22 protein-coding genes are annotated in these 23,615 nt (G+C 62.6%); 11 read left to right on the forward strand and 11 right to left on the reverse strand.

Annotated elements, in window-relative coordinates; all coding sequences use genetic code 11:
* Positions 1 to 297: 297 nt before the first annotated feature.
* The gene (locus K7H91_RS07910) at positions 298 to 1,857 is read right to left on the reverse strand and encodes an ABC transporter substrate-binding protein (protein ID WP_230719675.1); all 1,560 of its coding nucleotides are present in this window, start codon (positions 1,855 to 1,857) and stop codon (positions 298 to 300) included.
* A gap of 283 nt (positions 1,858 to 2,140) precedes the next feature.
* Here K7H91_RS07910 and K7H91_RS07915 point away from each other — a divergent pair, with 283 nt between their 5' ends.
* Together K7H91_RS07915 and K7H91_RS07920 are read left to right on the forward strand one after the other, a co-directional pair.
* The gene (locus tag K7H91_RS07915; protein WP_230719676.1) at positions 2,141 to 2,677 is read left to right on the forward strand and encodes a DUF4142 domain-containing protein; all 537 of its coding nucleotides are present in this window, start codon (positions 2,141 to 2,143) and stop codon (positions 2,675 to 2,677) included.
* A gap of 167 nt (positions 2,678 to 2,844) precedes the next feature.
* Positions 2,845 to 4,080, forward strand: coding sequence for a Zn-dependent hydrolase (locus K7H91_RS07920; RefSeq protein WP_230719678.1), 1,236 nt, complete (start codon positions 2,845 to 2,847; stop codon positions 4,078 to 4,080).
* Positions 4,081 to 4,112: 32 nt separating this feature from the next.
* On the opposite strand, the gene K7H91_RS07925 is transcribed toward K7H91_RS07920, so the two are convergent.
* Positions 4,113 to 4,283 (reverse strand): hypothetical protein, encoded by a 171-nt coding sequence (locus K7H91_RS07925; RefSeq protein ID WP_230719680.1) that lies wholly within the window; start codon positions 4,281 to 4,283, stop codon positions 4,113 to 4,115.
* A gap of 180 nt (positions 4,284 to 4,463) precedes the next feature.
* On the opposite strand from K7H91_RS07925, the gene K7H91_RS07930 reads away from it, so the two are divergent.
* From K7H91_RS07930 to upp, 3 genes are all read left to right on the forward strand, one after another.
* Entirely contained in the window at positions 4,464 to 5,684 is a 1,221-nt protein-coding gene (locus tag K7H91_RS07930; protein ID WP_230719681.1) for a phosphopentomutase, read from the forward strand.
* Positions 5,681 to 6,643: an adenosine deaminase gene (locus tag K7H91_RS07935; protein WP_230719682.1), complete on the forward strand. Its 963-nt coding sequence runs from the start codon at positions 5,681 to 5,683 to the stop codon at positions 6,641 to 6,643. Before K7H91_RS07930 ends, K7H91_RS07935 begins: the two co-directional genes overlap by 4 nt.
* 98 nt (positions 6,644 to 6,741) lie before the next feature.
* Positions 6,742 to 7,371, forward strand: coding sequence for a uracil phosphoribosyltransferase (upp, locus tag K7H91_RS07940; RefSeq protein WP_230719683.1), 630 nt, complete (start codon positions 6,742 to 6,744; stop codon positions 7,369 to 7,371).
* A 3-nt stretch (positions 7,372 to 7,374) separates the two neighbouring features.
* On the opposite strand, the gene K7H91_RS07945 is transcribed toward upp, so the two are convergent.
* Positions 7,375 to 7,827: a GNAT family N-acetyltransferase gene (locus tag K7H91_RS07945; protein WP_230719684.1), complete on the reverse strand. Its 453-nt coding sequence runs from the start codon at positions 7,825 to 7,827 to the stop codon at positions 7,375 to 7,377.
* A complete protein-coding gene (locus K7H91_RS07950) occupies positions 7,824 to 8,774 on the reverse strand; it encodes an aldo/keto reductase (RefSeq protein ID WP_230719686.1) in 951 nt (316 codons plus the stop codon). The genes K7H91_RS07945 and K7H91_RS07950 overlap by 4 nt, the downstream gene beginning before the upstream one ends.
* 138 nt (positions 8,775 to 8,912) lie before the next feature.
* Here K7H91_RS07950 and K7H91_RS07955 point away from each other — a divergent pair, with 138 nt between their 5' ends.
* Positions 8,913 to 9,902, forward strand: a complete 990-nt coding sequence (locus tag K7H91_RS07955) for a Gfo/Idh/MocA family protein (RefSeq protein ID WP_230719688.1) — start codon at positions 8,913 to 8,915, stop codon at positions 9,900 to 9,902.
* Between the two features lie 102 nt (positions 9,903 to 10,004).
* On the opposite strand, the gene K7H91_RS25815 is transcribed toward K7H91_RS07955, so the two are convergent.
* Entirely contained in the window at positions 10,005 to 10,118 is a 114-nt protein-coding gene (locus tag K7H91_RS25815) for an SEC-C metal-binding domain-containing protein (RefSeq protein WP_419197452.1), read from the reverse strand.
* Positions 10,119 to 10,147: 29 nt separating this feature from the next.
* On the opposite strand from K7H91_RS25815, the gene xseA reads away from it, so the two are divergent.
* Positions 10,148 to 11,608: an exodeoxyribonuclease VII large subunit gene (gene xseA / locus K7H91_RS07960; RefSeq protein ID WP_230719690.1), complete on the forward strand. Its 1,461-nt coding sequence runs from the start codon at positions 10,148 to 10,150 to the stop codon at positions 11,606 to 11,608.
* Positions 11,609 to 11,803: 195 nt separating this feature from the next.
* Here the strand turns inward: xseA and K7H91_RS07965 are convergent, their stop codons facing one another.
* The 5 genes from K7H91_RS07965 to rpsT all read right to left on the reverse strand — a co-directional run bounded on the left by K7H91_RS07965 (position 11,804) and on the right by rpsT (position 16,833).
* Positions 11,804 to 13,060: an aminopeptidase gene (locus tag K7H91_RS07965; RefSeq protein ID WP_230719692.1), complete on the reverse strand. Its 1,257-nt coding sequence runs from the start codon at positions 13,058 to 13,060 to the stop codon at positions 11,804 to 11,806.
* A 203-nt stretch (positions 13,061 to 13,263) separates the two neighbouring features.
* Entirely contained in the window at positions 13,264 to 13,737 is a 474-nt protein-coding gene (gene ybaK / locus K7H91_RS07970) for a Cys-tRNA(Pro) deacylase (protein ID WP_230719694.1), read from the reverse strand.
* Between the two features lie 3 nt (positions 13,738 to 13,740).
* Positions 13,741 to 14,094: an ArsC family reductase gene (locus K7H91_RS07975; protein ID WP_230719695.1), complete on the reverse strand. Its 354-nt coding sequence runs from the start codon at positions 14,092 to 14,094 to the stop codon at positions 13,741 to 13,743.
* Between the two features lie 105 nt (positions 14,095 to 14,199).
* Positions 14,200 to 15,660, reverse strand: coding sequence for a chromosomal replication initiator protein DnaA (gene dnaA, locus K7H91_RS07980; RefSeq protein WP_230719858.1), 1,461 nt, complete (start codon positions 15,658 to 15,660; stop codon positions 14,200 to 14,202).
* Between the two features lie 906 nt (positions 15,661 to 16,566).
* Positions 16,567 to 16,833, reverse strand: coding sequence for a 30S ribosomal protein S20 (gene rpsT / locus K7H91_RS07985; RefSeq protein WP_230719696.1), 267 nt, complete (start codon positions 16,831 to 16,833; stop codon positions 16,567 to 16,569).
* Positions 16,834 to 17,112: 279 nt separating this feature from the next.
* Between rpsT and K7H91_RS07990 the strand changes: the two genes are divergently transcribed.
* Positions 17,113 to 18,105: a 2-hydroxyacid dehydrogenase gene (locus K7H91_RS07990; RefSeq protein ID WP_230719697.1), complete on the forward strand. Its 993-nt coding sequence runs from the start codon at positions 17,113 to 17,115 to the stop codon at positions 18,103 to 18,105.
* Positions 18,106 to 18,233: 128 nt separating this feature from the next.
* Positions 18,234 to 19,946, forward strand: a complete 1,713-nt coding sequence (locus K7H91_RS07995) for a thiamine pyrophosphate-dependent enzyme (protein WP_230719698.1) — start codon at positions 18,234 to 18,236, stop codon at positions 19,944 to 19,946.
* A gap of 8 nt (positions 19,947 to 19,954) precedes the next feature.
* Here K7H91_RS07995 and mutM read toward each other — a convergent pair whose 3' ends face one another.
* Positions 19,955 to 20,842: a bifunctional DNA-formamidopyrimidine glycosylase/DNA-(apurinic or apyrimidinic site) lyase gene (mutM, locus tag K7H91_RS08000; protein ID WP_230719700.1), complete on the reverse strand. Its 888-nt coding sequence runs from the start codon at positions 20,840 to 20,842 to the stop codon at positions 19,955 to 19,957.
* 173 nt (positions 20,843 to 21,015) lie between these two features.
* Between mutM and ubiE the strand changes: the two genes are divergently transcribed.
* The gene (gene ubiE, locus K7H91_RS08005) at positions 21,016 to 21,792 is read left to right on the forward strand and encodes a bifunctional demethylmenaquinone methyltransferase/2-methoxy-6-polyprenyl-1,4-benzoquinol methylase UbiE (protein ID WP_230719702.1); all 777 of its coding nucleotides are present in this window, start codon (positions 21,016 to 21,018) and stop codon (positions 21,790 to 21,792) included.
* Between the two features lie 9 nt (positions 21,793 to 21,801).
* Complete coding sequence (gene ubiB / locus K7H91_RS08010; RefSeq protein WP_230719703.1) at positions 21,802 to 23,388, forward strand: 2-polyprenylphenol 6-hydroxylase; 1,587 nt, start codon at positions 21,802 to 21,804, stop codon at positions 23,386 to 23,388.
* The last annotated feature ends 227 nt before the right edge of the window (positions 23,389 to 23,615 follow it).

A 23,615-nucleotide genomic window follows, 5' to 3' on the forward strand; every position in this document is an offset into this window, starting at 1 on the left:
GAGATGTCGCGAAAGCGACAGTGAGGGGGGAGGGTATCCCCTCGAACGCCCTCACGAGACGAGATGCCGCGCCACCCTCACTGCCCCTTTCGGGGCATCTCTCCCGCCAGCGGGAGAGAGTATTGGGAGTGAGGAGCAGCTTCCGAATGCGGCTGCTTGTTCTTCTCGCGGGGGGAGGCGTAAGCCCTGAAGGCCGCAGTCTCCGTGCTCTCGGATAGGGTCCACCCCTCTCTGCCCCTGTCGGGGCATCTCCCCCTCAAGGGGGGAGATCGATTGGGGGCTATGCGGCTTTTCCGATCAGTTCGGCTTTGCCACCTTCTGCAGCAGCAGGAAGAAGGACGGCTGGAGCTTGAAGTTTTCCACGCTCGCCTTGGTCACCGCGTTCTGCTTCCAGTTGGCGATGAAGGCCCAGGGCGCGTCGTCGTGGACGATCGCCTGCATCTCCTTGTAGAGCTTCGCGCGCTCTGCCTGATCGGTGGACGTGCGCGCCTGTTCCAGCAGCGTGTCGACCTCCGGGTTGGCGTAATAGCCGGAGTTGAAGCCGCCCTGATCGGGGAAGGCTTCCGAGCGCAGCGCCAGATAGGGGAGCGTATCCGGGTCGTTGGTCATCCATGCCATTTCGGCCATGTCGGCCTTGCCTTCCAGACCGGGGTTCACCTTGCCGAGGAAGGTGTTCCACTCATAGGTCTCGATCTTGACCGGCATGCCGACGGCTTCGAGATCGGCCTGGATCTGGGTCGCCATCGCCTGCGGCTCCAGCATGCCCGATCCGCCTTCGGTGACGTAGAAGGTCAGTTCCGAGCCGTCATAGCCGGCCTCTTCCAGAAGGGTCTTGGCCTTTTCCGGATCGTAGGAGTAGGGCGACAGGCTGTCGTCATAGGCCCAGGCGAAGGCCGGCGGCGTCGGGCCGGCGGCCACTTCGGCCGTGCCCTGCAGGATGTCGTTCACGATCGCTTCCTTGTTGATCGCGTAGTTGACGGCCTGACGGACCTTCTTGTCGGCGAAGACGCCGTCCTTCATGTTGAGGATCAGGAACCAGAGATGCGGCCCTGCCTGCTCGTAGACCTTGTAATTGTCATTGCCGGAGAACTGCTGCAGCGCATCCGGCGGCACCTCGACCATCACGTCGAGACCACCGGACAGCATCTCGGCAACGCGGGTATTGGCATCGGTGACCGGACGGAACACCACGGCCTCAAGCGGCGGCGCGCCATCCCAGTAATCTTCGTTCCTGGACACGACCACCTTGGCGTTCGGGTCCCATTCCTCGAACTTGAACGCGCCGGTGCCGGAGGGGTTGCGGCCGAAATCCTTGCCGTGTTCTTTCACCGCTTCCGGCGAGACGATCAGGCCGGTCGGATAGGCGAGGTTGGAGAGGAAGGGCGCGTAAGGTTCGGTCAGCGTGAACTTCACGGTCATGTCGTCGACGACCTCGACGGTGTCGATCGAGGAGAAGAAGAAAGCGAGCGGGAACGGGCCGGTGTCGTAATACTCGTTGTCCTCGTTCAGCATGCGGTCGAAGTTGAACTTCACCGCCTCGGCGTTGAAATCCGAACCGTCATGGAACTTCACGCCCTCGCGCAGCTTGAAGGTGTAGGTCTTGCCGTCTTCCGAAATGTCCCAGTCTGTCGCAAGCGCAGGCTCGACCTCAAGCGTGCCGTCCTTGTAGCGCACCAGGCCGTCATACATGTTGACGAGGATGCGGAAGTCGTTGACGGCGGTGTCGGTGGCGGGGTCGAGCGATTTCGGCTCGGCGATCTGGCCGACGATCAGAACGTTCGGCGGGGTTTGGGCAATCGCCGGCGCCCCGAAGGCGAGCGACGCGGCAGCCAGCGCGGCTGCGAGAAGGCGTTTCATCGATCGGTTCTCCTCTGTTGGTGGTTTTCTTAATTAATTATGAAAAATTGGTAATTGACAAGGATTTATTATGATAATTCCTGCGGGGGTAGCGTAGCGTTCAACCTAAGTCCATATTTTTCAATACCTTAAATGGATGGCCCAGCGGGGCTGGCGGACGGTCGAGCCCATCCGGAATTCCATGACAAAGGCATTGCGCCTTCAAATTGCCAACTACGGAACCACTCTGATCGTCACTGTGAGCGGACCTCACATGAAAGCTGATGGACGATGATGAAAGGCAATGAACATGACTTCGATCGCGTTGTGCCGCCGCAGTATTTTCATCGGCGGAGCCGTGACGGCGGCGATGACCGCACTGGCCTCTGTTTCGGCCCCGACTTCGACATTGGCGGATGAGCCGCCGGAGGATTACGTAGACCAGACGCTGAAACTCGACCTGTTTTCCTGCGATATCAGCGAGCTGGCCGCCAAGAAGGCGGTCCATCCGGTGGTCTACAAGTTCGCCGAACTGGAATCAGAGGAGGCCCAGGCGATTGCAGGCTTGCTGTTGAAGGCCGATGCTTCCGCGCCGCAGCGCCCGGATACGCTGTCGCAATCGGTGGAGACGCTGAAGAGGATGGATCCGGGACCTGCCTTCGATCTGGCCTATATCGAGCACCAGATCGATAATCACAAGTCGCTTCTCAAGGTGCAGAAGCGCGAGGTGGATGACGTGTCACGTCAGGGCGTTCAAAAGACGGTTGCCACCGTTCTGGTGCCGCTGATCGCCTCCCATCTCGATATGCTCCGCACAGCGCATACCGACCTCGCATTCTAGATTGCTTAGGCTTCGCCCCGCCGAGAAGTCCTCGGCGGGTACGGAATTTACGGTTCCGATGCAGCGAAACCGCCTCCGCCATAAACGGCTATTCGATCTTATTTATTATGAAAAATTTGCGATTTAACTGAATTTATCATAATGAATTGATCAACGAAGGAGGCGGCATGCGACCAGAGATCAACAGCGAGCGGCTGAGAAAGCTGCTCGACGGCATCAATGCCTTCGGCCGTGCCGAGGAGGGTGGTGGTTTCAACCGCGTCGGTTTTTCCGATGCCGATATGGCGGTGCGCGACTGGTTTGCGCGCGAGATGGAGGCGGATGGTCTGATCGTCAGCCGAGATGGCGCCAATTCGGTGTTCGGTCGCTATGGCGCGGCGGATGCGCCTGCGATCATGGTCGGCTCCCATCTCGATACCGTGGCGAGCGGCGGCGCCTTCGATGGCGCGCTGGGCGCAGCCGTCGCGCTCGAATGCGTGCGGGCCATGAAGGAAGCGGGCTTTGCCCCCGCCCACCCCATCGAGGTGGCGGCCACCTCGGAGGAGGAGGGGCGTTTCGGCGGCATGCTCGGTTCGCAGACGATTGCCGGTCTGGTGACGCGGGACTGGCTCGAAAGCGCTGCCGATGCCGATGGCATGTTGCTGACCGACGCCATGCGTGCCCAGGGGCTGGAACCAAAGACGATCCTCTCATCGTCGCGGCCGAAAGGCTCGGTCAGGGCGTTTCTGGAACTGCATATCGAGCAGGGGCCGGTGCTGGAGCGGGAAGGCATCGCTATCGGACTGCCGGAGGGCGCGACCGGCATCGTCAACCTGCATGTTCGGCTTTCCGGCATCGCCAACCATTCCGGCACCACGCCGATGGATATGCGCGCCGATGCCTTCGCGGGTCTTGCCGAAATCGCCATCCAGATACCCGACATGATCGCCGCCCCAGGTTCAAAAGACGCCCGGATCACCATCGGCAAGGTCGAGCTTTCCCCCAACCATCCGCATACGATACCGGGGGAGGTAGTCTTCACCGTGATCATCCGCGATGCCCGGGAAGAGGTCATGCGCGGCCTTCAGACCCGCTTCGGGGAAGCGGCGGGGGAAGCCGCACGCAAACACGGACTTTCGCTCTCGATCGAGGAAAACAGCTTCATCGCACCGGTTGCCTTCGATGCCGGACTGATCGACATGCTGGAGGCCGAGGCGCGCCGCCTCAACCTGCCGGCCCGGCGGATGATCTCCGGCGCCGGCCATGACGCGCAGACCATGACGGCGCTCTGCCCCTCCGCGATGATCTTCGTGCCGAGCCGCAACGGCATATCCCACGCGCCGGACGAACATTCCGACTGGGCGGATATCGAAAAGGGCGCGCAATTGATGCTGGCGGCACTGATGCGGCTTTCCGCTGAGTGACGGATCAGTGTCCGCAGACTGATGCTGCGCCTTCAGATCACGGCGTAGAACTGAAAGACCGCGAATCCGACCGCGATAATCGCCGCCAGAACGACGCCGGCGATCAGGGCGAATTCCGCGCTGTGGCCCAGAGTGGTGGAGCGGCGTTCGGATCTTTGCGGCATGACAGGTCTGGCTCTGGCTGCTTCGGTGACTGTCATCATGGCGCGCTTGCCTTCCCGCGGCGTTAAAAGACATGGTTACTGCTTGATTAAACGCAATTCGGCCGGGATCTGTTCCCCTTGCGCCCACCGTCGTCGTGCGCCAAGCGGCCCGATCGATGGTTTGCCAAGCCGGAAGGCAAGCGCTAGATATGCCTGATCGAATCTCACGGAATGGACCGCATGGGCCGCGCCTTTATCTACGTTCTTGATTCCTTCGGCATCGGCGGCGCGCCGGATGCCAGGGCCTATGGCGATCTCGGCGCCGATACGCTCGGCCATATCGCCGAATTCTGCGCGGCCGGGATCGGCGATCGCGACGGGTTGCGTTCAGGTCCGCTGAAGCTTCCCAATATGGCGGCGCTTGGCCTTGTCGAGGCGGCGAAGCTTGCAAGCGGTAATTATCCGGCGGGAATGGCGCGGCCGGAGCGGTTTCTCGGCCGCTATGGCGCGGCAAGCGAGGTTTCGCGCGGCAAGGACACGCCGTCGGGCCACTGGGAGATTGCCGGCACGCCGGTAATGTTCGACTGGGGTTATTTTCCGGAAGGGGCCGATTGTTTCCCGCGCGAACTGCTGGAGGCGATCTATGCCAAGGCCGGCATTTCCGGCAGCCTCGGCAATTGCCACGCCTCGGGCACGGAGATCATCAAGCGGTTCGGCCAGGAACATGTCTGGACGCGCCGCCCGATCTTCTACACCTCCACCGACAGCGTGTTTCAGATCGCAGCCCACGAATATCACTTCGGCCTCAACCGGCTGATGCAGCTTTGCGCGGTCGTGCGCGAACTGACCTATGACTACAATATCGGCCGGGTGATCGCCCGCCCGTTCAAGGGCGAGACCGCCGAGACCTTCAAGCGCACCGGCAATCGCCGCGATTTCTCGATCGAGCCGCCGGAAAGGACCCTGCTCGACCGGGTGAGCGAGGCCGGGCGAAACGTGCTCGCCGTCGGCAAGATCTCCGATATCTTCGCCGGCAAGGGTGTGACGCAACTCTTCAAGGCCGATGGCAACGAGGCGCTGGTCGATGCCAGCCTCAAGGCGATATCCGAGGCCGGCGATGGTGATCTCGTGTTCACCAATCTCGTCGATTTCGACATGCTCTATGGCCATCGCCGCGACGTGCCGGGCTATGCGGCAGCCCTCGAGGCCTTCGATGCCCGCATTCCCGATATTGCCGAGACGCTGAAGCCCGGCGATATCGTGGTGCTGACCGCCGATCACGGCTGCGATCCCACCTGGCGCGGCTCCGACCATACCCGCGAACGCGTTCCGGTGCTGGTGTTCGGCCCCGGGCTGCGGCCGGGATCGTTCGGCGTGCGCGACAGCTATGCCGATATCGGGGAGAGCATCGCCGCGCATCTGGGTCTTGCGCCGGGCAAGCATGGGAGGTCGTTTCTGTGATCAAGGCCGAGCTTCACTGCCATATCGAAGGCGCCACCCCGCCGGCCCTGGCGGCGCGTCTTGCCGCAAAATACGGCATCGATCTGTCCCGCTACCTCGCCGACGGCCGCTACATCTGGCACGACTTTTCAAGCTTCATCGCCTGCTATGCCGCGATCGCCAATGTCTTCCGCTCGGAGGAGGATTTCGCGGCCCTTGCGGAAGCCTATCTGAGCGAACTGGCCGCAGAAAACACAATCTATGCCGAGCTGTTCGTCTCGCCGGAACAGGGGCTGGCCGCCGGCCTCTCCAAGGACGGCTACATGCGGGCGATAACCGCCGGCATCGAGGCCGCGCGCGACAAGACCGGCATCGAGGCGCGCATGGTCATGATCGGCGAGCGCCATATGGGCCCGGAGCAGGTGGAAGGCGCGGCGCGCTATGCCGTGTCCGCAGATTTCCCGCTGCTGACCGGCTTCAACATGGCCGGCGACGAGCGCATGGGCCGGGTGGCGGATTACGGCCGCGCCTTCGACATCGCGCGCGATGGCGGGCTCGGCATCACCATTCACGCCGGTGAGGTCTGCGGCGCTTTCTCGGTGCGCGACGCGCTCGATCGCGTCAGGCCCGACAGGATCGGGCATGGCGTCAGGGCGATCGAGGAGCCGGATCTGGTGCGCCGGCTTGCCGATGAGGGCGTGGTGCTGGAAGTCTGCCCCGGCTCCAATATCGCGCTGTCGGTCTATCCGGATCTCGCCGCCCATCCGCTGCGCCGCCTCTATGACGCCGGGGTGAAGGTCACGCTCAATTCCGACGACCCGCCGTTCTTTCACACCTCGCTCGCCCGCGAATATGAGGCGGCCCGCGACGAAATGGGTTTTTCGGAAGATGAAATCAACGCGATGACGCGGACCGCGATCGAGGCCGCCTTTGTGGATGAGCCGACGCGCAAGCGTCTGCTTTCGCGGCTCGCCGGCTGAAACGGTGCAAACCATGCGCTTTCACCGGCGCGATGCTTGCCGGATGCCGGGCTTTTGCGCCATAAACAGCGTGAGTGCGTAAAAGACGGGAAAACACCATGGACGGCGTAACGGTCATCAATCACCCCCTGGTTCAGCACAAGCTGACCAAGATGCGGCAGAAGGAAACCTCGACGGCGGGCTTCCGGCGTCTGCTCAGGGAGATTTCCACGCTGCTCTGTTACGAGGTGACGCGCGATCTCGAGCTTACCATGGAAACCATCGAAACGCCGATGACAACCATGGAAGCGCCGGTGCTGGAAGGCAAGAAGCTGGTGTTCGCCTCGATCCTGCGCGCCGGCAACGGGTTGCTCGAAGGCATGCTCGACCTCGTTCCGTCCGCCCGCGTCTCCCATATCGGCGTCTATCGCGATCACGATACGCTGGAGGCGATCGAATATTTCTTCAAGGCGCCGGAGGATATCGGCGAACGTCTGGTGATCGTCGTCGACCCGATGCTGGCGACCGGCAATTCCTCGATTGCCGCCGTCGACCGGCTGAAGGAGCGCGGCGTCACCAATATCCGCTTCCTGTGCCTCTTGGCAGCACCCGAGGGCATCGAGAATTTCCGCAAGGCCCATCCCGACGTTCCGGTCTACACCGCCGCGATCGACAGCCATCTCAACGAGAAGGGCTATATCGTCCCCGGTCTCGGCGACGCCGGCGACCGGATGTATGGCACGAAATAGCCGCTATTTCCCAAGCGGCAGCCGGTAGCGGACAAAGCCGTCGGCCTTGTCGTAGCTGTCATAGAGCTTGCGCGCTGTGGCGTTGTCGGCCTTGGTGTGCCAGTAGAGATTGGTCCAGCCATCGCGGCGGCCGATCGCGATCAGATCATCGATCAGCGCGCGTCCGATGCCGCTGCCGCGTCTCGCGGGGTCCACGAACAGGTCTTCCAGATAGCAGGCCGGCTCCATCGCCCATGTGCGCGGGTGCAGGATGCAGGTCGCAAAGCCGGCGACCACGCCGTCGACCAACGCAAGCCGGGTGAAGACGGCGCTTACCGGATCGATGATCCGGTTCCAGGTCATCGCGGTCACCGCGTCATCCAGATCGGTGCCGTAAAACTCCAGATAGCCCTGCCAGAGCCTCAGCCAGTCGTCCCGATCGGCGGGCCCGGCATCGCGGATCACCGGGGTGCTCACGCGCCGGCCTCCTGAAGAATTTGCAGATGCTCGCCCGAAAGTTCGATTTGCGGCGCGCGGATCAGGCTGTCCATCTGCTCCAGCTTGGAGGCGCTCGCGATCGGCGCGGTGACGCCGCGCCGGGTCATCAGCCAGGCAAGCGCGATTGCTGCCGGATGCTCGCCCGTCTCCGCGCTCACCTGTTCCAGCGCCTTCAGGATCCGGCGGCCGCGCTCGTCGAAATATTCGGCGACCCCGCCGCCGCGCGCGCTTCCCGCGGTGTCATCGGCGGATTTGTATTTTCCGGTCAGGAAGCCGGAGGCGAGGCTGAAATAGGTGATGACGCCTATATCGTGTTCGACGCAGAGGTCGGCCAGAGCGCCCTCGAAAGACGAGCGTTCGTAGAGATTATACTCCGGCTGCAGCACGTCATAGCGTGCCCGTCCGGTATGCTCGGCCACCTTCAGCGCCTCGCCAAGCTGTTCGGCATCGAGATTGGAAGCCCCGATCGCCCGCACCTTGCCCTGTTCGCGCAACCGGCTGAACGCGCCGATCGTCTCGTCATAGGTGGTGTTTTCATCCGGCCAGTGGGCAAGATAGACGTCGATATAATCCGTTTGCAGCCGCTTCAGCGAGTCTTCCACGGCATCAGTGATCCAGGCCTCGCCGAGCCCCTTCTTGTCCGGCGCCATTTCGGAGCCGACCTTGGTGACGATCACCACATCCTCGCGCCGGACGCCGCCGCGCTTCAGCCAGTTGCCGATAATGGTTTCGGACTCCCCGCCCTGATTGCCATCCACCCATTTCGAATAGACATCGGCGGTGTCGATGGCGTTGAAGCCGGCATCGATAAAGCGGTCGAGCAGGGCGAATGAGGTCTTCTCGTCCGCCGTCCATCCGAAGACGTTGCCGCCGAACACGACCGGCGCAATGGCGATATCCGTGCGGCCCAGAATTCTTCTATGCATGATTTCCTCCGGCGGTTTGAGAACGCGATTTCGCGTTTTAGATAGCGTCCAGTGTATGCAATGCAAACGGTGTGAGGCAATGCTTGCGCTTGCGCGCTGCGGTTTTTATGGTGGCCGCCGAAAAGGTGAGGAGATCCGATGCTGCGTTTTGGAATTATGTCGACGGCCAAGATCGGCCGCGAGCTTGTCGTGCCGGCCATTGTCGATGCGGAAAACTGTGTGCTGGCGGCGGTCGCAAGCCGCGATATCGGCCGCGCGCGGGCCATGGCCGAGCGCTTCGGCGCGCCGCATGCCTTCGGCTCCTATGAGGAAATGCTGGAAAGCGATGTGATCGACGCGGTCTATATCCCGCTGCCGACCTCCCAGCACGTCGAATGGGCGATCAGAGCGGCGGATGCCGGCAAGCATGTGCTGGTGGAAAAGCCGCTGGCGCTGAAGGCCGAGGACATCGCGCCGGTGATTGTCGCGCGTGACCGCAACAATGTGCTCGTCAGCGAGGCCTATATGGTCACCTACACGCCGGTCTGGCGCAAGGTCCGGGCGCTGCTTTCCGAAGGCGCGATCGGTGATCTCGTCCACGTGCAGGGCGCGTTCACCTATTTCCTGCGCGATGAGACCAATATGCGTAATATCCCCGAACTCGGCGGCGGCGGCCTGCCCGATATCGGCGTCTATCCGACCGTCACTACGCGGTTCGCCACCGGCAAGGAGCCCGAGCGCGTCCAGGCGACGGTGCGCTATGACGAGAATTTCCGCACAGATATCTATGCCTCGGTGCGGGCGGAATTTCCGGGCTTCGAGCTGAGCTTCTATGTCTCCACCCAGCTTGCGCACCGCCAGACCATGGCGTTTCACGGAACCGAGGGGCTGATCGAGGTGGTCTCGCCGTTCAACGCCGACCGCTGGGGCGAGGAAACCGTGCTGCTTTCCAACCGCAATCACAGCGAAACCCAGGCCTTCCGCTTTCAGGACAGCCGGCAATATGTGCGTGAGGTCGAGGCCTTCGCAAGGGCGGCGTCGGGTGCTGAGCAAGAGGTCTTCACGCTCGAGGATTCGGTGCGCAACCAGCGCTTCATCGATGCCATCTACCGCGCCGGCAATGTCGATGGCGGCTGGACGACGGTCTGAGTTTTAGAAGTTGGTGCAAACGCCCGTCGCTTAGCAACTTTCGAACCAAGCGGACAGCTTGCAAATAAGTCGTAACGTTTTGCGACCCGTTTCGAGAGTGCATCAACGGGCTAGATGAGGCCCGTGACATCGCTTGAACTTTCTGCCGAAACCGCAGGGGCAGGGGCTGCGCGGAAGGCGGGGATTTGCGGGGAGAAAACAGGATCGATTGTGCAAGGTAAACGCGGATCGGTTAGACTGAGCCTATGAGCAATCTCTTCGACGCCGAATCGGCGACAAACCTGACGGAATTTACGGTTTCGGAGCTTTCCGGATCGATCAAGCGCACGGTCGAGGACCGGTTCGACCGGATTCGCCTGCGCGGCGAAATCTCCGGCTACCGCGGACCACATTCCTCGGGTCACGCCTATTTTTCGATCAAGGACGAGCGCGCCCGGATCGATGCCGTCATCTGGCGGGGCGTGTTTTCCGGCCTGAAGATCAAGCCGGAAGAGGGCATGGAGGTGATCGCCACCGGCAAGGTCACCACCTTCCCGGGCGCCTCGAAATACCAGATCGTGGTGGAGGCGCTGGAGCCCGCCGGCGCCGGCGCGCTGATGGCGCTTCTGGAAGAGCGCCGCAAGAAACTGGCCGCCGAGGGCCTGTTTGATCAGGCAGCCAAGAAGCCGTTGCCGTTCATGCCGCGGGTGGTCGGCGTCGTGACATCGCCGACGGGCGCGGTCATCCGCGATATCCTTCACCGCATCACCGACCGTTTTCCGGTCCATGTCGTGGTCTGGCCGGTCAAGGTGCAGGGCGAAGGATCGGGCGATGCGGTTGCCGCTGCCATCAGGGGCTTCAACGCGCTTGGCCCGGATGCTGCTCTACCCCGTCCCGATGTGCTGATCGTCGCGCGCGGCGGCGGCTCGCTGGAGGACCTCTGGAGCTTCAATGACGAGGCGGTGGTGCGCGCGGCCTATGAAAGTCGGATCCCGTTGATCTCCGCCGTCGGCCACGAGACCGACTGGACGCTGATCGACCACGCTGCCGACTACCGCGCGCCGACGCCGACGGGGGCGGCCGAACGGGCCGTGCCGGTGAAGGCCGAACTCGTTGCCGATCAGGCGCGGCTTGCCGCACGGCTTGCAAGTGCTGCGACCCGGCTGATGGATTTCCGCCGGCAGACGCTGACCGGGCTTTCGCGCGGCCTGCCGTCGCTCGATCAGCTGCTGGCGTTGCCGCGGCGGCGCTTCGATGAGGCGGCGCTGAGAAACACCCGCGCGCTGGAACTCAACACCATCAACAAGCGCCGGACGTTCGAGCGCAGCGCCTCCGGCCTGTCGGCCACGCCCCAGCGCCTTTCAATGATGATCGCCCGCGACCGCGAAAAGGTGGCGGTGCTTTCGCGCCGGGCGGCAACCGCGATCGATGCCGGCCTGAAAACCCACCGCGCCGCCATCGCCGGGCAACAGCGGGTGCTGAACTCGCTCTCCTACCGCAATGTGCTGGCGCGCGGTTTTGCCGTGATCCGCGACCAGGACAACCGCCCCGTCTCCCGCTCAGCCGGGCTGGAGCATGGCGCGCCGATCGAGATCGAGTTTGCGGACGGTAGGGTCAGGGCGGTGACGGGCGAGGGTGAAACGCCCTTGGAGCCTGCGCCCGCGCCGAAGCCGAAGAAGAAGCCGAAAGCCCCCGCCAAACCGCCCACGCAGGGCAGCTTGTTTTAGGCATCGCAGCCTTGCACCCTCAATCTCTCCCCTTGAGGGAGAGATGCCCCGACAGGGGCAGAGAGGGGTGAACCCTTTCCGAGAGCACGGAGACTGCGGCTTTTAGGGCTTACGCCCTTTACCCCTCTCTGTCGCTTTCGCGACATCTCCCCCTCAAGGGGGGAGATTGTTTTTCGAGAGGTTGGTCAGTCCCGCCTACTCCGCCCATTCGCCGCCGCGCATCACCGGCGTGGCGTTGCCGGCGGCGTCGATGCCGTCGATGTCAATCTTGTCGGAGCCGATCATCCAGTCGATGTGGATCAGCGATAAATTGCCGCCGCGCGCGGCGATCTCGTCCGGGGACAGCGTGTCGCCATTGAGGAAGCATTTCGAATAGCACTGGCCGAGCGCGATGTGGCAGGAGGCGTTTTCATCGAACAGCGTGTTGTAGAACAGGATGCCGCTGGCCGAAATCGGTGAGGAATGCGGCACCAGCGCCACTTCGCCCAGCCGGCGCGCGCCCTCGTCGGTGTCGAGCACCTTGTTCAGCACGGATTCGCCCTTGGCGGCGGACGCCTTGACGATCCGGCCCTCGCTGAATTCCACCCGGATGTCATCGATCAGCGTGCCCTGATGCGACAGCGGCTTGGTGGAGGAGACATGGCCCTCGACCCTCAGCCGGTGCGGCGTGGTGAACACTTCCTCGGTCGGAATGTTCGGGTTGCAGACAATGCCGTTCTTGGCCATCGACGCGCCGCCGCTCCATTCGTGCTCATCGGCAAGCCCGATCGTCAGATCGGTGCCGCGGCCGGTGTAGCGGAGCGCCGAGAACCGCTTGGCGTTCAGCCATGCGGAGCGGGCATGGAGGTTGTCGTTGTGCTCGCGCCAGGCTGCGATCGGATCGGGCTGGTCGACGCGCGATGCGGCGAAGATCGCCTTGGCCAGTTTGGCAACGGCCATGCCGTCCGGGTCGCCGGGAAACACCGTCTTCGCCCAGGCAAGCGTCGGGTAGGAGACGATGTTCCAGTTGATGTCGAAACCGGCGATCTTTTCCAGCGCCGGCTTGTAGGCGGTCGACATGGCGCGGTTGGCGCGGGCCACCTTGTCGGCATCCTGGGCGGCCAGGAGCATCGGGTCGTCGCCGGCGATCGCAAGCCTTGCCGCGCCATTGGCAAAGGCATGGCCCATACCCTCGTAAAGCCAGTTCGCGGCCTTGTCGAAGCTTGCGTCATGGCCGTGTTCGAAGCGTTCCAGCGTTGCCTGGGGATCGTTGAAAAGCGTGGTCACCACGCCGGCGCCGGCCTGATAGGCATAGCGGCTGATCAGCCGCGTCAGCGGCTGCGCCTCGATCGGCGCGGTCATGACCAGATCCTGCCCCTCGGCAAGGTTGAGCCCGACCTTGACGGCGACCTCGGCCAGCTTCTCGAGTTTTTCCAGATCGATGGGATGGGGAAGCCGGGGTTGAGCGTTCATGAGCGCCTCGCAAACTGATTGATGTGTCGTGACACTATCTAGTTTGTTTTCTGGCGAAATTGAAGCGCCCCTGCCTTGCCGAACCCCTCTAGTATGAAAATACGCAGTTCAGGTTGCGCATGATTGCTGCATTCTCTGCAAGCTGGTCGTTCCAGAAGCGCGCCTTCAAACGGGAGGCGGCGCGCGGCGATCCGATCTGAGGTTTACGCGATCACGTTTGCCGTTGCCGCGTCGAGCGCCTTCACCGCATCGGCCGGCGCAAGCTTCACCTGCAGGCCGCGCTGGCCGCCATTCATCACCACATAGGGCTCGGCAAGCGCCTTCTCCTCGAACACGGTCGGCACGCGTTTTCTCTGGCCGAAGGGCGAGATGCCGCCGACATGGTAGCCGGAAAGCCGCTCGGCGGTCTTGGCGTCCAGCATCTCGGCATGCTTGCCGGAAAAGGCGGCGGCGAGCTTCTTCATCGAGACCTCGGCATTGGAGGGCACCACCGCGCAGACCGGCTTGCCGTCGACATTGGCCATCAGCGTCTTCAGCACCCGGTCGGGGGGCTCGCCGATCGCCGCGGCCGCCTGCAGCCCCACCTTGAAGGCGTTGGGGTCGTAATCATATTGCTGGATCGTATAGCTGACGCCGGCCTTGTCGAGAAACCTTGTCGCCTGCGTGGTCTTCGCCATCGCCTACCCCCTGCCGAACAGGGCTTCGTAGATTTCAGGCTTGAAGCCCAGCGTAATCGCGCCGTCCTTTTCCAGCACCGGCCGCTTGATCATCGAGGGCTGGGCCAGCATCAGCCCGATCGCCTTGTCCCGCGTCAGGTCGGCCTTTTCGGCGTCGGGCAGCTTGCGGAAGGTCATGCCGGCGCGGTTTATGACCTTCTCCCAGCCGGCCGCGTCGCACCAGCGTTCCAGATGCGCCCGGTCGATCCCGGCTTTCTTGTAGTCGTGAAAGTCATAGGCGATGGAATGCGCATCGAGCCAGGTCCAGGCCTTCTTCATCGTGTCGCAATTCCTGATTCCGTAAAGCGTGACCGGCATGGCGTCTCTCCTGTTTGCCCTTGCTTTAGCAAGCCGGCGCCCATGAGAAAAGCCCGGCGCGGGGCCGGGCTTTTCGGGAAACGTCGCTGTCAGGCCCGGGCGGGCCTATTCGTTGATCAGCCGCTTCAGGAGTTCAACCTCCTGCGACAGCTTGTTGTCCTTCTCCAGAAGGTCCTCGATCTTGCGCACGGCGTGCAGCACCGTGGTGTGGTCGCGTCCGCCGAAGCGGCGGCCGATTTCCGGGAAGGAGCGCGGCGTCATGGTCTTGGCGAGGAACATCGCGATCTGGCGCGGCTTGACGATTACCCGCGTGCGGCGGTTGGAGACGAGCTCCTGCCGGGTGACGCAATAATGACGGGCGACAACGCGCTGGATATCCTCGATGCGCACCCGCTTCGGCTCGCCGGTGCCGACGAGATGCACCAGAAGCTCATCGACGCGCTCGATCGAAAGGTCGGGCTCGAAGGAGCGGCGGAACAGCAACTGGTTGAACGCGCCCTCGAGCTCGCGCCCGCTCGCCGTCACCTTGCTGGCGACATGTTCGAGCACCTCGGGGGCGATGTCGATCGACGGGTCTTCCTGCTGCGCCAGTTCAAGTCGGCGCTTCAGCATTTCGAGCCGCATCGCGTAGTCGGGGCCGTTCATTTCCAGCGAGACGCCGCCGGTGAGGCGCGAACGCACGCGCGGGTCAAGCGATTCCAGCTCCCACGGCGCGCGGTCGGCGGCGACCACCACCTGTTTGGCGCTGTCGAGCAGCGTGTTGATCAGGTGGCAAAACTCGTGCTGGATCATCTTGCCCTGCAGGAACTGCATGTCGTCGATCACCAGAAGATCGATATTGCGCAACGAGTCCTTGAGCGTCAGCGCGTCATTGTCGCGGATCGCGGTGGCGAACTTCCACATGAAATATTCGGCGGTGAGATAGACCACGCGCTGCTTGTCCGGCGCGGCAAGCGCTGCGTTGGCGATCGCTTGCAGAAGATGGGTCTTGCCGAGGCCGACCGAGGAATGAATGAAAAGCGGGTTGAAGCGCACCGCCGCCATGCCGGATTCGGCAATGGTCTTGGCCGCGGCAAAGGCTACCCGGTTGGATGCGCCCTCGACGAAGCTGTCGAAGGTGAAGAAGGGGTCGAGCGGCGAGCCGAACACGGTCTGACCCGAAGCGCTGGCGCCGCGCGCCTGCGGCGTTTCCGGGTCGGGCATCAGCGGCTGGCCGGCAGGCGCGCGGTTCAGCGGTCGCACGACCGGAGCCGGGCTGGCCGGGACCGGTTTCGGCTGCTCGCTCGCAAGTGCGGGACGCGGCGCGCGGGTCGCGGAACGGACCAGAACCTCGATCTTCATCACCTGCGGGCGCTCGACGCGGGCAATCTCGGTCAGCAGATCGAGATAGTGATTGTTGATCCAGGATTTCAGAAAGGCGGTGGGCACCGAGAAACGGACCACGCTCTTGTCGCAGGAATGCAGCTTCAGCCGGCCGAACCAGCTGGCATAGACGTCGCCGCCGACATGGGCTTTCAGGGCGGTGCAGAACCGTTCGAAGAAGATATCGTCCCCGTTGGAATTCATGGCAGCCGTCGCCGGTTTCGTATCATTTTCACCGGCCTCGGTTTCGCCCGCATTGTCCTCGGTGCGAGAGGCTACCATTCTCATTCTCATCGTTGCCGCCTTTCAAACGTCATCACCCTGGCGCGCGCTTGTTTTTATGTCGCCCGCTGCCTGTTTTCGCCCTGCTGCCGGTGTCTTCCCGGCATGTGTTTAAGTCCGGCCCTCAGCCGGAATTGGGACTTTCCGCCGCTTACCTGCTCTCCGATCCTCGTATCGGAAAATGCAGGCTGCAAAATGTCCGGAGTTTCTATGTTTTGAAGTTCTGCTTCCCCTCCTGAGCTCGTAGGTCATTTGCAAAAGACACACAGGAACGAACCCGGACTTCTGGCGAAAACCGGATAACAACCTGCGATTGTTGGAAAAACGGCGCCAAAAAAGCCGCCGCTCCCAGCGTCGGGAAGACAACGTATCCTGTGTCGAACACGCCCCTCCCGAAAAAAATCCGGGAGCTCATTCCGTCTGCTGTCGGAGGTCATTTAGGCAAGAACGACCGACAATTTCAACAAGGATTTTTTGCCGATTCGGCGCTTCCAGCATTGACTCTTACCCGTGAGTTTGGGTCCCCGCGGAAGGGCTCGGAAGAATCGCTTTTGAATCAATTAGATTCACATATGTCTGAAATCGGATGGACGAAAATGCCGGAAAAAATAAATTTTTCAGATGTCATTATTACGTGGCGCGCGGCGGCCCAAAATTGGTAAAAATGTGGCAATCCTCGCGTAAGCCATTGAGAAGGTTCAAAATTCTTGGTCATTTTTGTGACATCTGTTCGTAATGTTCGCGTCACAATAGCCAAGTGTATGAACTCAAAACGAAAAACCCGGCGCGAGGCCGGGTTGTTCAAAAAGTCTGCAATTCTTGTTCGGCTCAGGCCGAAATTGCCTTCACGCGCTGCGCCAGACGCGAGACCTTGCGCGAGGCGGTGTTGCGGTGAAGAACACCCTTGCTGGCGGCGCGCGCCAGTTCCGGCTCGGCTGCGGCCAGAGCGGCCTTGGCCTGATCCAGGTCGCCGGCGAGGATCGCTTCTTCAACCTTGCGAACGTAACCGCGTACGCGGGTGCGGCGGGACTTGTTGACGGCTGTACGGCGGGCCATCTTGCGCGTCGCCTTTTTCGCCGAAGTTGTATTGGCCATATAAGTCTCTCTTCGAATTCTGACGCAAGCTCCGTCAGTCGCGGTTGCCGTGACCGGCTGGAAGCGCTTTTGTGACGGGAGCAATTGATGAAGCTCATTGAGCTTTCAAATACTGTGGCCGGGCATATAAAGCCAATCCGGCTGCCCGTCAATGCTTAAATCCCGCAAAGTCGGGGGTAAAGCAGATACAGCGTCCGATTTGCGGCCGCCGACGGCCATTGCCAATGCCGCAAAGGCCCTTACACTTGTTGAGGCCGGGATCAAGCCACAGGAGCCGCCATGCGCGTCACCGTCTTTTCTGCCAAGCCCTATGACGAGGAATTTCTGAAGACGGCCAATGAGGGCCGGCACGAGTTGATCTTCACCGAGGCCGGGCTTCACGCCCCGACCGCGAAGCTTGCCGCCGGCTCGAAGGCGATCTGCGCCTTCGTCAACGATGATCTCGGGGCATCGGCGCTTTCGGTCCTGAAGGATGTGGGCGTCGAACTGGTGGCGCTCCGGTGCGCCGGCTTCAACCGGCTCGATCTCGCCGCTGCCGACCGGCTCGGCATCGCCGCCGCCCGGGTGCCGTCCTATTCACCCTACGCGATCGCCGAACACACGCTGGCGCTGGTGCTGACGCTGAACCGCAAGATCCACCGCGCCTATAACCGGGTGCGGGAGGGCAATTTCGCGCTCAACGGCCTGCTCGGCTTCGACCTCCACGGCAAGACGATCGGCGTGGTCGGCACGGGCGGGATCGGCCGCAACGTCATCCGCGCCTTTTCGGGCTTCGGCTGCGAAATTCTGGCCTTCGATCCGTTTCCCAATGACGAGGCGGTGGCGCTCGGCGCGCGTTATGTGGACAAGCAGGAGCTTCTCGAAAAATCGGAAATCCTCACGCTGCACTGCCCGCTGACACCGGAAACCCGCCATTTCATTGACGAGGACGCAATCGCTTCGATGACGCGCTGCCGCATGCTGGTCAACACCAGCCGTGGCGGGGTGGTGGATACGCTCGCTGTGATCGAGGGTCTGAAATCGGGCAAGATCGGGGCGCTCGCCCTCGATGTCTATGAGGAGGAGGACGACCTGTTCTTCCGCGACCTGTCCTCCACGGTCATCCGCGACGACATTTTCGCCCGCCTTCTGACCTTTCCCAACGTGCTGATCACCGGCCATCAGGGTTTCTTCACCCAGGAGGCGCTTTTCAACATCGCCCACACCACGATCGGCAATATCACCGCGTTCGAGGAGAATGGTGCGGCGCTGCACCCGATCGGCAAAAGGTGAGGGGGCGATAAAACACGCGCCTGCGGCTTTTTCCGGGCTCATTTTCGCCGGCGGCGCGTTTACCCATTAACGCCGCCTGTCGGCGTTCGCGCAGAAAATCGGGAGAAAACCGCGAAAGGAGCGCTCACATGTCTAAAACCGTAGCAGAGATTGTCGTCGACACGCTGGAAAAAGCGGGCGCCAAGCGCATTTACGGCATACCCGGCGATACCATCAACCATTTCACCGACGCCGTGTCCCGGTCCGATCTTCGATGGGTCCACGTCCGACATGAGGAGGCAGGCGCCTTTGCCGCCGGCGGCGAGGCCTATATGACGGGCGAACTCGCGGTCTGCGCCGGCACCTGCGGCCCCGGCTCGCTGCATTTCGTCAACGGTATCTATGAAAGCCATCGCAACGGCGCGCCGGTGGTGCTGGTCGCCTCGGAGGTCGATCGTCCGCAAAAGGGCTTCGACTTCCCGCAGGATGTCGATCAGAAGAAGATCTACGAGCAGCATTCGGTGTTCTGCGAGCATATCTCGCATCCCGCCCAGGCGCGGCGGATCGTCGCGATGGCGGCACAGGCGGCGCTCACCAAGGGCGGCGTCGCTGTGGTTATCGTCAGCGGCGACATGTTTCAGGAAAGCGATGACGACGCGGCTGAGTGGCGGGTCCACCGACCCCGGCCCGTGGCGCGCCCGAATGATGAGGAACTGGCCGAGCTTGCCGACCTGGTGGATCAGGCGAAACGGGTGACCATCTATGCCGGCATCGGGGCGCGCGATGCCCGCGAGGCGGTGGTGGCGCTCTGCCGCAAGGTCAAGGCGCCGATGGTCCACACCACCCGCGCCAAGGAATGGCTGGAGCCGGGCAACCCCTTCAATGTCGGAATCAACGGCATTCTCGGCAACCGCGCCGGCCTGAACGCACTTGAAAAGGCCGATCTGGTCATCTCGGTCGGCTGCGACTTTGCCTATACCCAATTCTATCCCGACCGCAAGATCGTACAGATCGATATTGATCCCACGCATCTTGGCCGGCGCGCGCCGATCCATCTCGGCCTTGTCGGCGATGCCCGCACGACGCTGGAGGCGCTGCTGCCGAAGGTGCGGGAGAAATCCGACGAGAAGCATCTCAGCCGCCATCTCAAGGAATGGCAAGAAGACCTCGGCGATTATGAGGATGCGGGCGACGAACCGGACCCGAGCCTGATCCATCCGCAATTCGTCGCCAATCTTCTGGATGCCAAGGCCGCCGGCGATGCAATCTTCATCTCCGATGTCGGCACGCCGATGGTGTGGATGCTGCGGCATCTGAAGGCCAATGGCAGCCGCCGGTTTCTCAACAGCCTGCTGCATGGCACCATGGCAAGCGCGATGCCGCAGGCGATCGGCGCAAAGCTCGCCTATCCCGACCGGCAGGTGATCGCCATGTGCGGCGATGGCGGGTTGTCGATGCTGATGGGCGACCTCCTGACGCTCGTCCAGGAAGAGGTGCCCGTGAAGCTTTTGGTGTTCAACAATTCCTCGCTCGGCTTCGTCGAGATGGAGCAGCGGGTCGAGGGTCTCGTCGACCATTTCACCACGCTCGAGAATCCGGATTTCTCAAAGGTCGCCGAGGCCTGCGGCATTGCCGGCTTCCGCGCGGACAATGCGGAGCAACTCGGATCGGCGATGGACGCCTGGCTTGCCGCCCCTGGCCCGGCGTTGCTCGACGTCAAGGTCAACCGCATGGAGCTGGTCATGCCGCCCAAGGTCGAGGTCTCCCAGGTCGCCTCCACCGCGATGTTCGGCGTCAAGGCCGTGTTCGACGGCCGGATGAAGGAAGTCGTTTCCCTGCTCAGAAGTAATTTTCTGAAGTAGGGGGACTGCTAACCCTTCTGGCAGGCGGGGCAATAGAAGGTGGAGCGGCCGGTCTGGACGGCGCGAGTAACGGTGCCGCCGCAATCTTCGTGCCGGCAGGGTGCGCCGGTGCGATCATAGACGGAGAAGGAATGCTGAAAATAGCCGAGCGTGCCGTCGGTCTTGCGATGGTCGCGCAGCGTCGAGCCGCCGGCCTCGATGGCTTCCGCGATCACGTCGCGGATCGCCGGCACCAGCCGTTTCAGCCCGTCGCGCGGCCTGCCCGCGGGCGTGACCAGATGGCCGGCGGCGCGGAACGGCGAAAGCCGCGTCCGCCACAGCGCCTCGCAGACATAGATATTGCCGAGGCCTGCGATATTGCGCTGGTCGAGCAGGGCGGCCTTCACACTCTGGGTCTTGCCGGTAAAGCGGGACGCAAGATAATCGGCGTCGAGGCTGTTGCCGGTCGGCTCCGGGCCGAGGCCCTTGAAGCTTGCATCCGCCTCGAGCCCGGCGCGCGCGACGAGCTTCATGAAGCCGAAGCGGCGCGGATCGTTGTAGATGACGCGGGCCCGGCCATCGCTCAGATGAAAGACGACATGGTCGTGGATGGCGGCGGCGTTGCGCGGCAGATGAAAATCGCCGGGCGTTTCGGACGCGCTTCTGTCTTCCACCCGGTAGGACCCGGACATGCCGAGATGGGCCACGATCGTCATGCCGTCATCGAGGTCGATCAGCAGATATTTCGCCCGCCGCCCAAGTGCGACAATGCGTCTGCCCGTGACGGCTTCGGCGAAATCCTGCGGAAACGGAAACCGGAGATCGGCCCGGCGCAGTTCCAGCTTCTCGATGATGCGGCCTTCCATGGCGGGGGCCAGCCCGCGGCGCACGGTTTCGACTTCCGGCAGTTCCGGCATGATGTTTTTAAGCCTTTGGCGTTTCGCTTTTGCGGGTTTCGGTTTATAGCCGCAACGGTGTCTGTTGTGTATCGCTGCAGCAGAGCCAATATTGGGCCCGATATAGCGATTCAGCGCGTGCTGACAAAGCCGAAACGGGCAGACGGAAGATTTTCAAGCGTGAGGTGCGTAAAATGACGGATAGCCGGACCACCGCCAATGGCGGCATGGAGACCTCTTTCGGCTTCAAGAATGTCGCCGATGGCGACAAGCAGCCTCTGGTCAACGACGTCTTCCACAAGGTCGCCAAGCGCTACGACATCATGAACGATGTGATGTCGGCGGGCCTGCACCGGGCCTGGAAGGCCGGCATGGTCGGCGCGCTGAACCCGCCTGCCGATCCCGACTATCACGTGCTCGACGTCGCCGGCGGAACGGGCGATATCGCCTTCCGTATCGTCGATGCCTCGAAGGGGCTCGCCCGCGCCACCGTGCTCGATATCAACGGCTCCATGCTGGCGGTCGGCGAGGAACGGGCCCAGAAGAAGGGCATTGCCGAAAACCTCACCTTTGTCGAGGCCAATGCCGAGGACCTGCCGTTTGAGGACAAGAACTTCGACGCCTATACGATCGCCTTCGGCATCCGCAACGTGCCGCATATCGACAAGGCGCTTTCGGAAGCCTATCGGGTGCTCAAGCGCGGCGGTCGGCTGCTGGTGCTGGAGTTTTCCGAGGTCGAGGCCCCGATCCTCGACAAGGTCTATGATCTGTGGTCGTTCCACGCCATTCCGCGCGTCGGCAAGGCGATTGCGGGCGATGGCGAGCCCTATCGCTATCTGGTCGAATCGATCCGCAAATTTCCGAACCAGAAGGATTTTGCCAGGATGATCGAGCGCGCCGGTTTTTCGCGCGTCAAGTTCACCAATTACTCCGGCGGTATCGCTGCCCTTCATTCCGGCTGGAAACTTTAGGCATTCACCATGGGCGCGCTTCGATCCTACTTCAACCTTCTCGGCGTCGGCTGGGTGCTGGCCCGCGAAGGCGTGATTAACGCGCTGCCTTCGGAAGGCCTGCCGCCCTATGCCCGGCTGGTGAAGGCCATGCTGGTGCCCTTCGCCCGGCCCGGCGCGCGCAAGAAGGCGCGCTCCGACAGGCTCGGCAAGGCGATTTCGCGGCTCGGCCCCTCCTATGTGAAGATGGGCCAGTTCCTGGCGACCCGGCCGGATGTCGTCGGCGCGGGCTTTGCCGAGGATCTGGCGCAGTTACAGGACCGGATGCCGTTTTTCCCGGCCGAGGCGTCGAAGGCGACCATTCGCGGCTCGCTCGGGCGTTCCGTCGATGAGCTTTACGCCGAGTTCGGCGATCCGATCGCCGCCGCCTCGATTGCGCAGGTGCACCCGGCGACGGTCGCGACGCCGGAGGGCGAGAAGAAGGTCGCCGTCAAGGTGATCCGCCCGGGCATTCGCCACCGGTTCAATGAAGATCTCGGCGCGATGTATCTGGTCGCGCGCATGCAGGAGCGTTTCATCCGCTCCAGCCGCCGGCTCAGGCCCGTCGATGTCACGCGGACCCTGGAACAGACCACCAAGATCGAGATGGATCTCAGGCTGGAGGCGGCCGCGATCTCGGAGATGACGGAAAATACCGCCCATGACGAAGGCTTCCGCCTGCCCGCCGTCGACTGGGAGCGCACCGGCCGCGACGTCGTCACCATGGAATGGATCGACGGCATCAAGATGTCGGATGTCGCGGGGCTGAAGGCCGCGGGCCATGACCTCGAGAAGCTGGCGGTAACGCTGATCCAGTCCTTCCTCCGCCACACCTTGCGCGATGGCTTCTTCCACGCCGACATGCATCCCGGCAATCTGTTCGTCGACAAGGACGGCCTGATCGTCGCCGTCGACATGGGCATTGTCGGAAGGCTCGGAAAGAAGGAGCGGCGGGTGCTCGCCGAAATCCTCTACGGTTTCATCACCCGCGATTACATGCGCGTGGCCGAAGCCCATTTCGAGGCGGGTTACGTGCCGGCGCACCACAACAAGGCCTCGTTCGCGCAGGCGATCCGCGCCATCGGCGAACCGATCCACGGCCAGTCGGCCGAGACCATCTCGATGGGCAAGCTTCTGACGCTGTTGTTCGAGATCACCGAAATCTTCGACATGACCACGCAGACGCAGCTCATCAACCTGCAGAAGACCATGGTCGTGGTCGAGGGCGTGTCGCGCATGCTCGATCCGCATTTCAACATGTGGAAGGCGTCCGAGCCGGTCGTGTCGAAATGGATCGAGCACAATCTCGGCCCCCGCCGGGTGCTGACGGATATGCGCGAGGGCATGCAGGCGGTGCTGAAGATCGCCGAGGCGATCCCGGAGATCGCCGACAAGACCGAGAAATTCCACAACGAGGTCGTCGCCATGAGCGAAAACGGCCTGCGCTTCGACGAGAGCACCTCCGAAGCGATCGGCCGCGCCGAAGCCCGCTACACCCGCTCCGGCCGCGTGGCGCTGTGGCTGATCGCGGCGGTGCTGGTGTACCTCGCCGTTGTGGCTTCGGTGGCGGTGTTTTGATGGGGGTGAACCGGGTTGTTTTCCAGCGCGAGTCGCGTTTCAGGGTGCTTCCTCCCTACGAGGCGTCATCCTCGGGCTTGACCCGAGGATCCAATCACCTCTCACTGCGAGCGGCGTGCCGGTCTCCCCGCCATATGGCGCGGCCGAGTTCGAACAAACTCGCGCTGCCGGTGTGGCTTGCGGGGATGGATCCTCGGGTCAAGCCCGAGGATGACGCCGAGGGCGGG

This window comes from Martelella mediterranea, from assembly GCF_021021415.1.
Taxonomy (GTDB): domain Bacteria; phylum Pseudomonadota; class Alphaproteobacteria; order Rhizobiales; family Rhizobiaceae; genus Martelella; species Martelella mediterranea_C.

What these genes read in the sequence shown, in the direction of transcription:
- K7H91_RS07910 (WP_230719675.1), bottom strand. Translation starts at nt 1,857, where the DNA reads ATGAAACGCCTTCTCGCAGCCGCGCTGGCTGCCGCGTCGCTCGCCTTC.
- K7H91_RS07915 (WP_230719676.1), top strand. Translation starts at nt 2,141, where the DNA reads ATGAACATGACTTCGATCGCGTTGTGCCGCCGCAGTATTTTCATCGGC.
- K7H91_RS07920 (WP_230719678.1), top strand. Translation starts at nt 2,845, where the DNA reads ATGCGACCAGAGATCAACAGCGAGCGGCTGAGAAAGCTGCTCGACGGC.
- K7H91_RS07925 (WP_230719680.1), bottom strand. Translation starts at nt 4,283, where the DNA reads ATGATGACAGTCACCGAAGCAGCCAGAGCCAGACCTGTCATGCCGCAA.
- K7H91_RS07930 (WP_230719681.1), top strand. Translation starts at nt 4,464, where the DNA reads ATGGGCCGCGCCTTTATCTACGTTCTTGATTCCTTCGGCATCGGCGGC.
- upp (WP_230719683.1), top strand. Translation starts at nt 6,742, where the DNA reads ATGGACGGCGTAACGGTCATCAATCACCCCCTGGTTCAGCACAAGCTG.
- K7H91_RS07950 (WP_230719686.1), bottom strand. Translation starts at nt 8,774, where the DNA reads ATGCATAGAAGAATTCTGGGCCGCACGGATATCGCCATTGCGCCGGTC.
- K7H91_RS07955 (WP_230719688.1), top strand. Translation starts at nt 8,913, where the DNA reads ATGCTGCGTTTTGGAATTATGTCGACGGCCAAGATCGGCCGCGAGCTT.
- xseA (WP_230719690.1), top strand. Translation starts at nt 10,148, where the DNA reads ATGAGCAATCTCTTCGACGCCGAATCGGCGACAAACCTGACGGAATTT.
- K7H91_RS07965 (WP_230719692.1), bottom strand. Translation starts at nt 13,060, where the DNA reads ATGAACGCTCAACCCCGGCTTCCCCATCCCATCGATCTGGAAAAACTC.
- ybaK (WP_230719694.1), bottom strand. Translation starts at nt 13,737, where the DNA reads ATGGCGAAGACCACGCAGGCGACAAGGTTTCTCGACAAGGCCGGCGTC.
- K7H91_RS07975 (WP_230719695.1), bottom strand. Translation starts at nt 14,094, where the DNA reads ATGCCGGTCACGCTTTACGGAATCAGGAATTGCGACACGATGAAGAAG.
- dnaA (WP_230719858.1), bottom strand. Translation starts at nt 15,660, where the DNA reads ATGAATTCCAACGGGGACGATATCTTCTTCGAACGGTTCTGCACCGCC.
- rpsT (WP_230719696.1), bottom strand. Translation starts at nt 16,833, where the DNA reads ATGGCCAATACAACTTCGGCGAAAAAGGCGACGCGCAAGATGGCCCGC.
- K7H91_RS07990 (WP_230719697.1), top strand. Translation starts at nt 17,113, where the DNA reads ATGCGCGTCACCGTCTTTTCTGCCAAGCCCTATGACGAGGAATTTCTG.
- K7H91_RS07995 (WP_230719698.1), top strand. Translation starts at nt 18,234, where the DNA reads ATGTCTAAAACCGTAGCAGAGATTGTCGTCGACACGCTGGAAAAAGCG.
- mutM (WP_230719700.1), bottom strand. Translation starts at nt 20,842, where the DNA reads ATGCCGGAACTGCCGGAAGTCGAAACCGTGCGCCGCGGGCTGGCCCCC.
- ubiE (WP_230719702.1), top strand. Translation starts at nt 21,016, where the DNA reads ATGACGGATAGCCGGACCACCGCCAATGGCGGCATGGAGACCTCTTTC.
- ubiB (WP_230719703.1), top strand. Translation starts at nt 21,802, where the DNA reads ATGGGCGCGCTTCGATCCTACTTCAACCTTCTCGGCGTCGGCTGGGTG.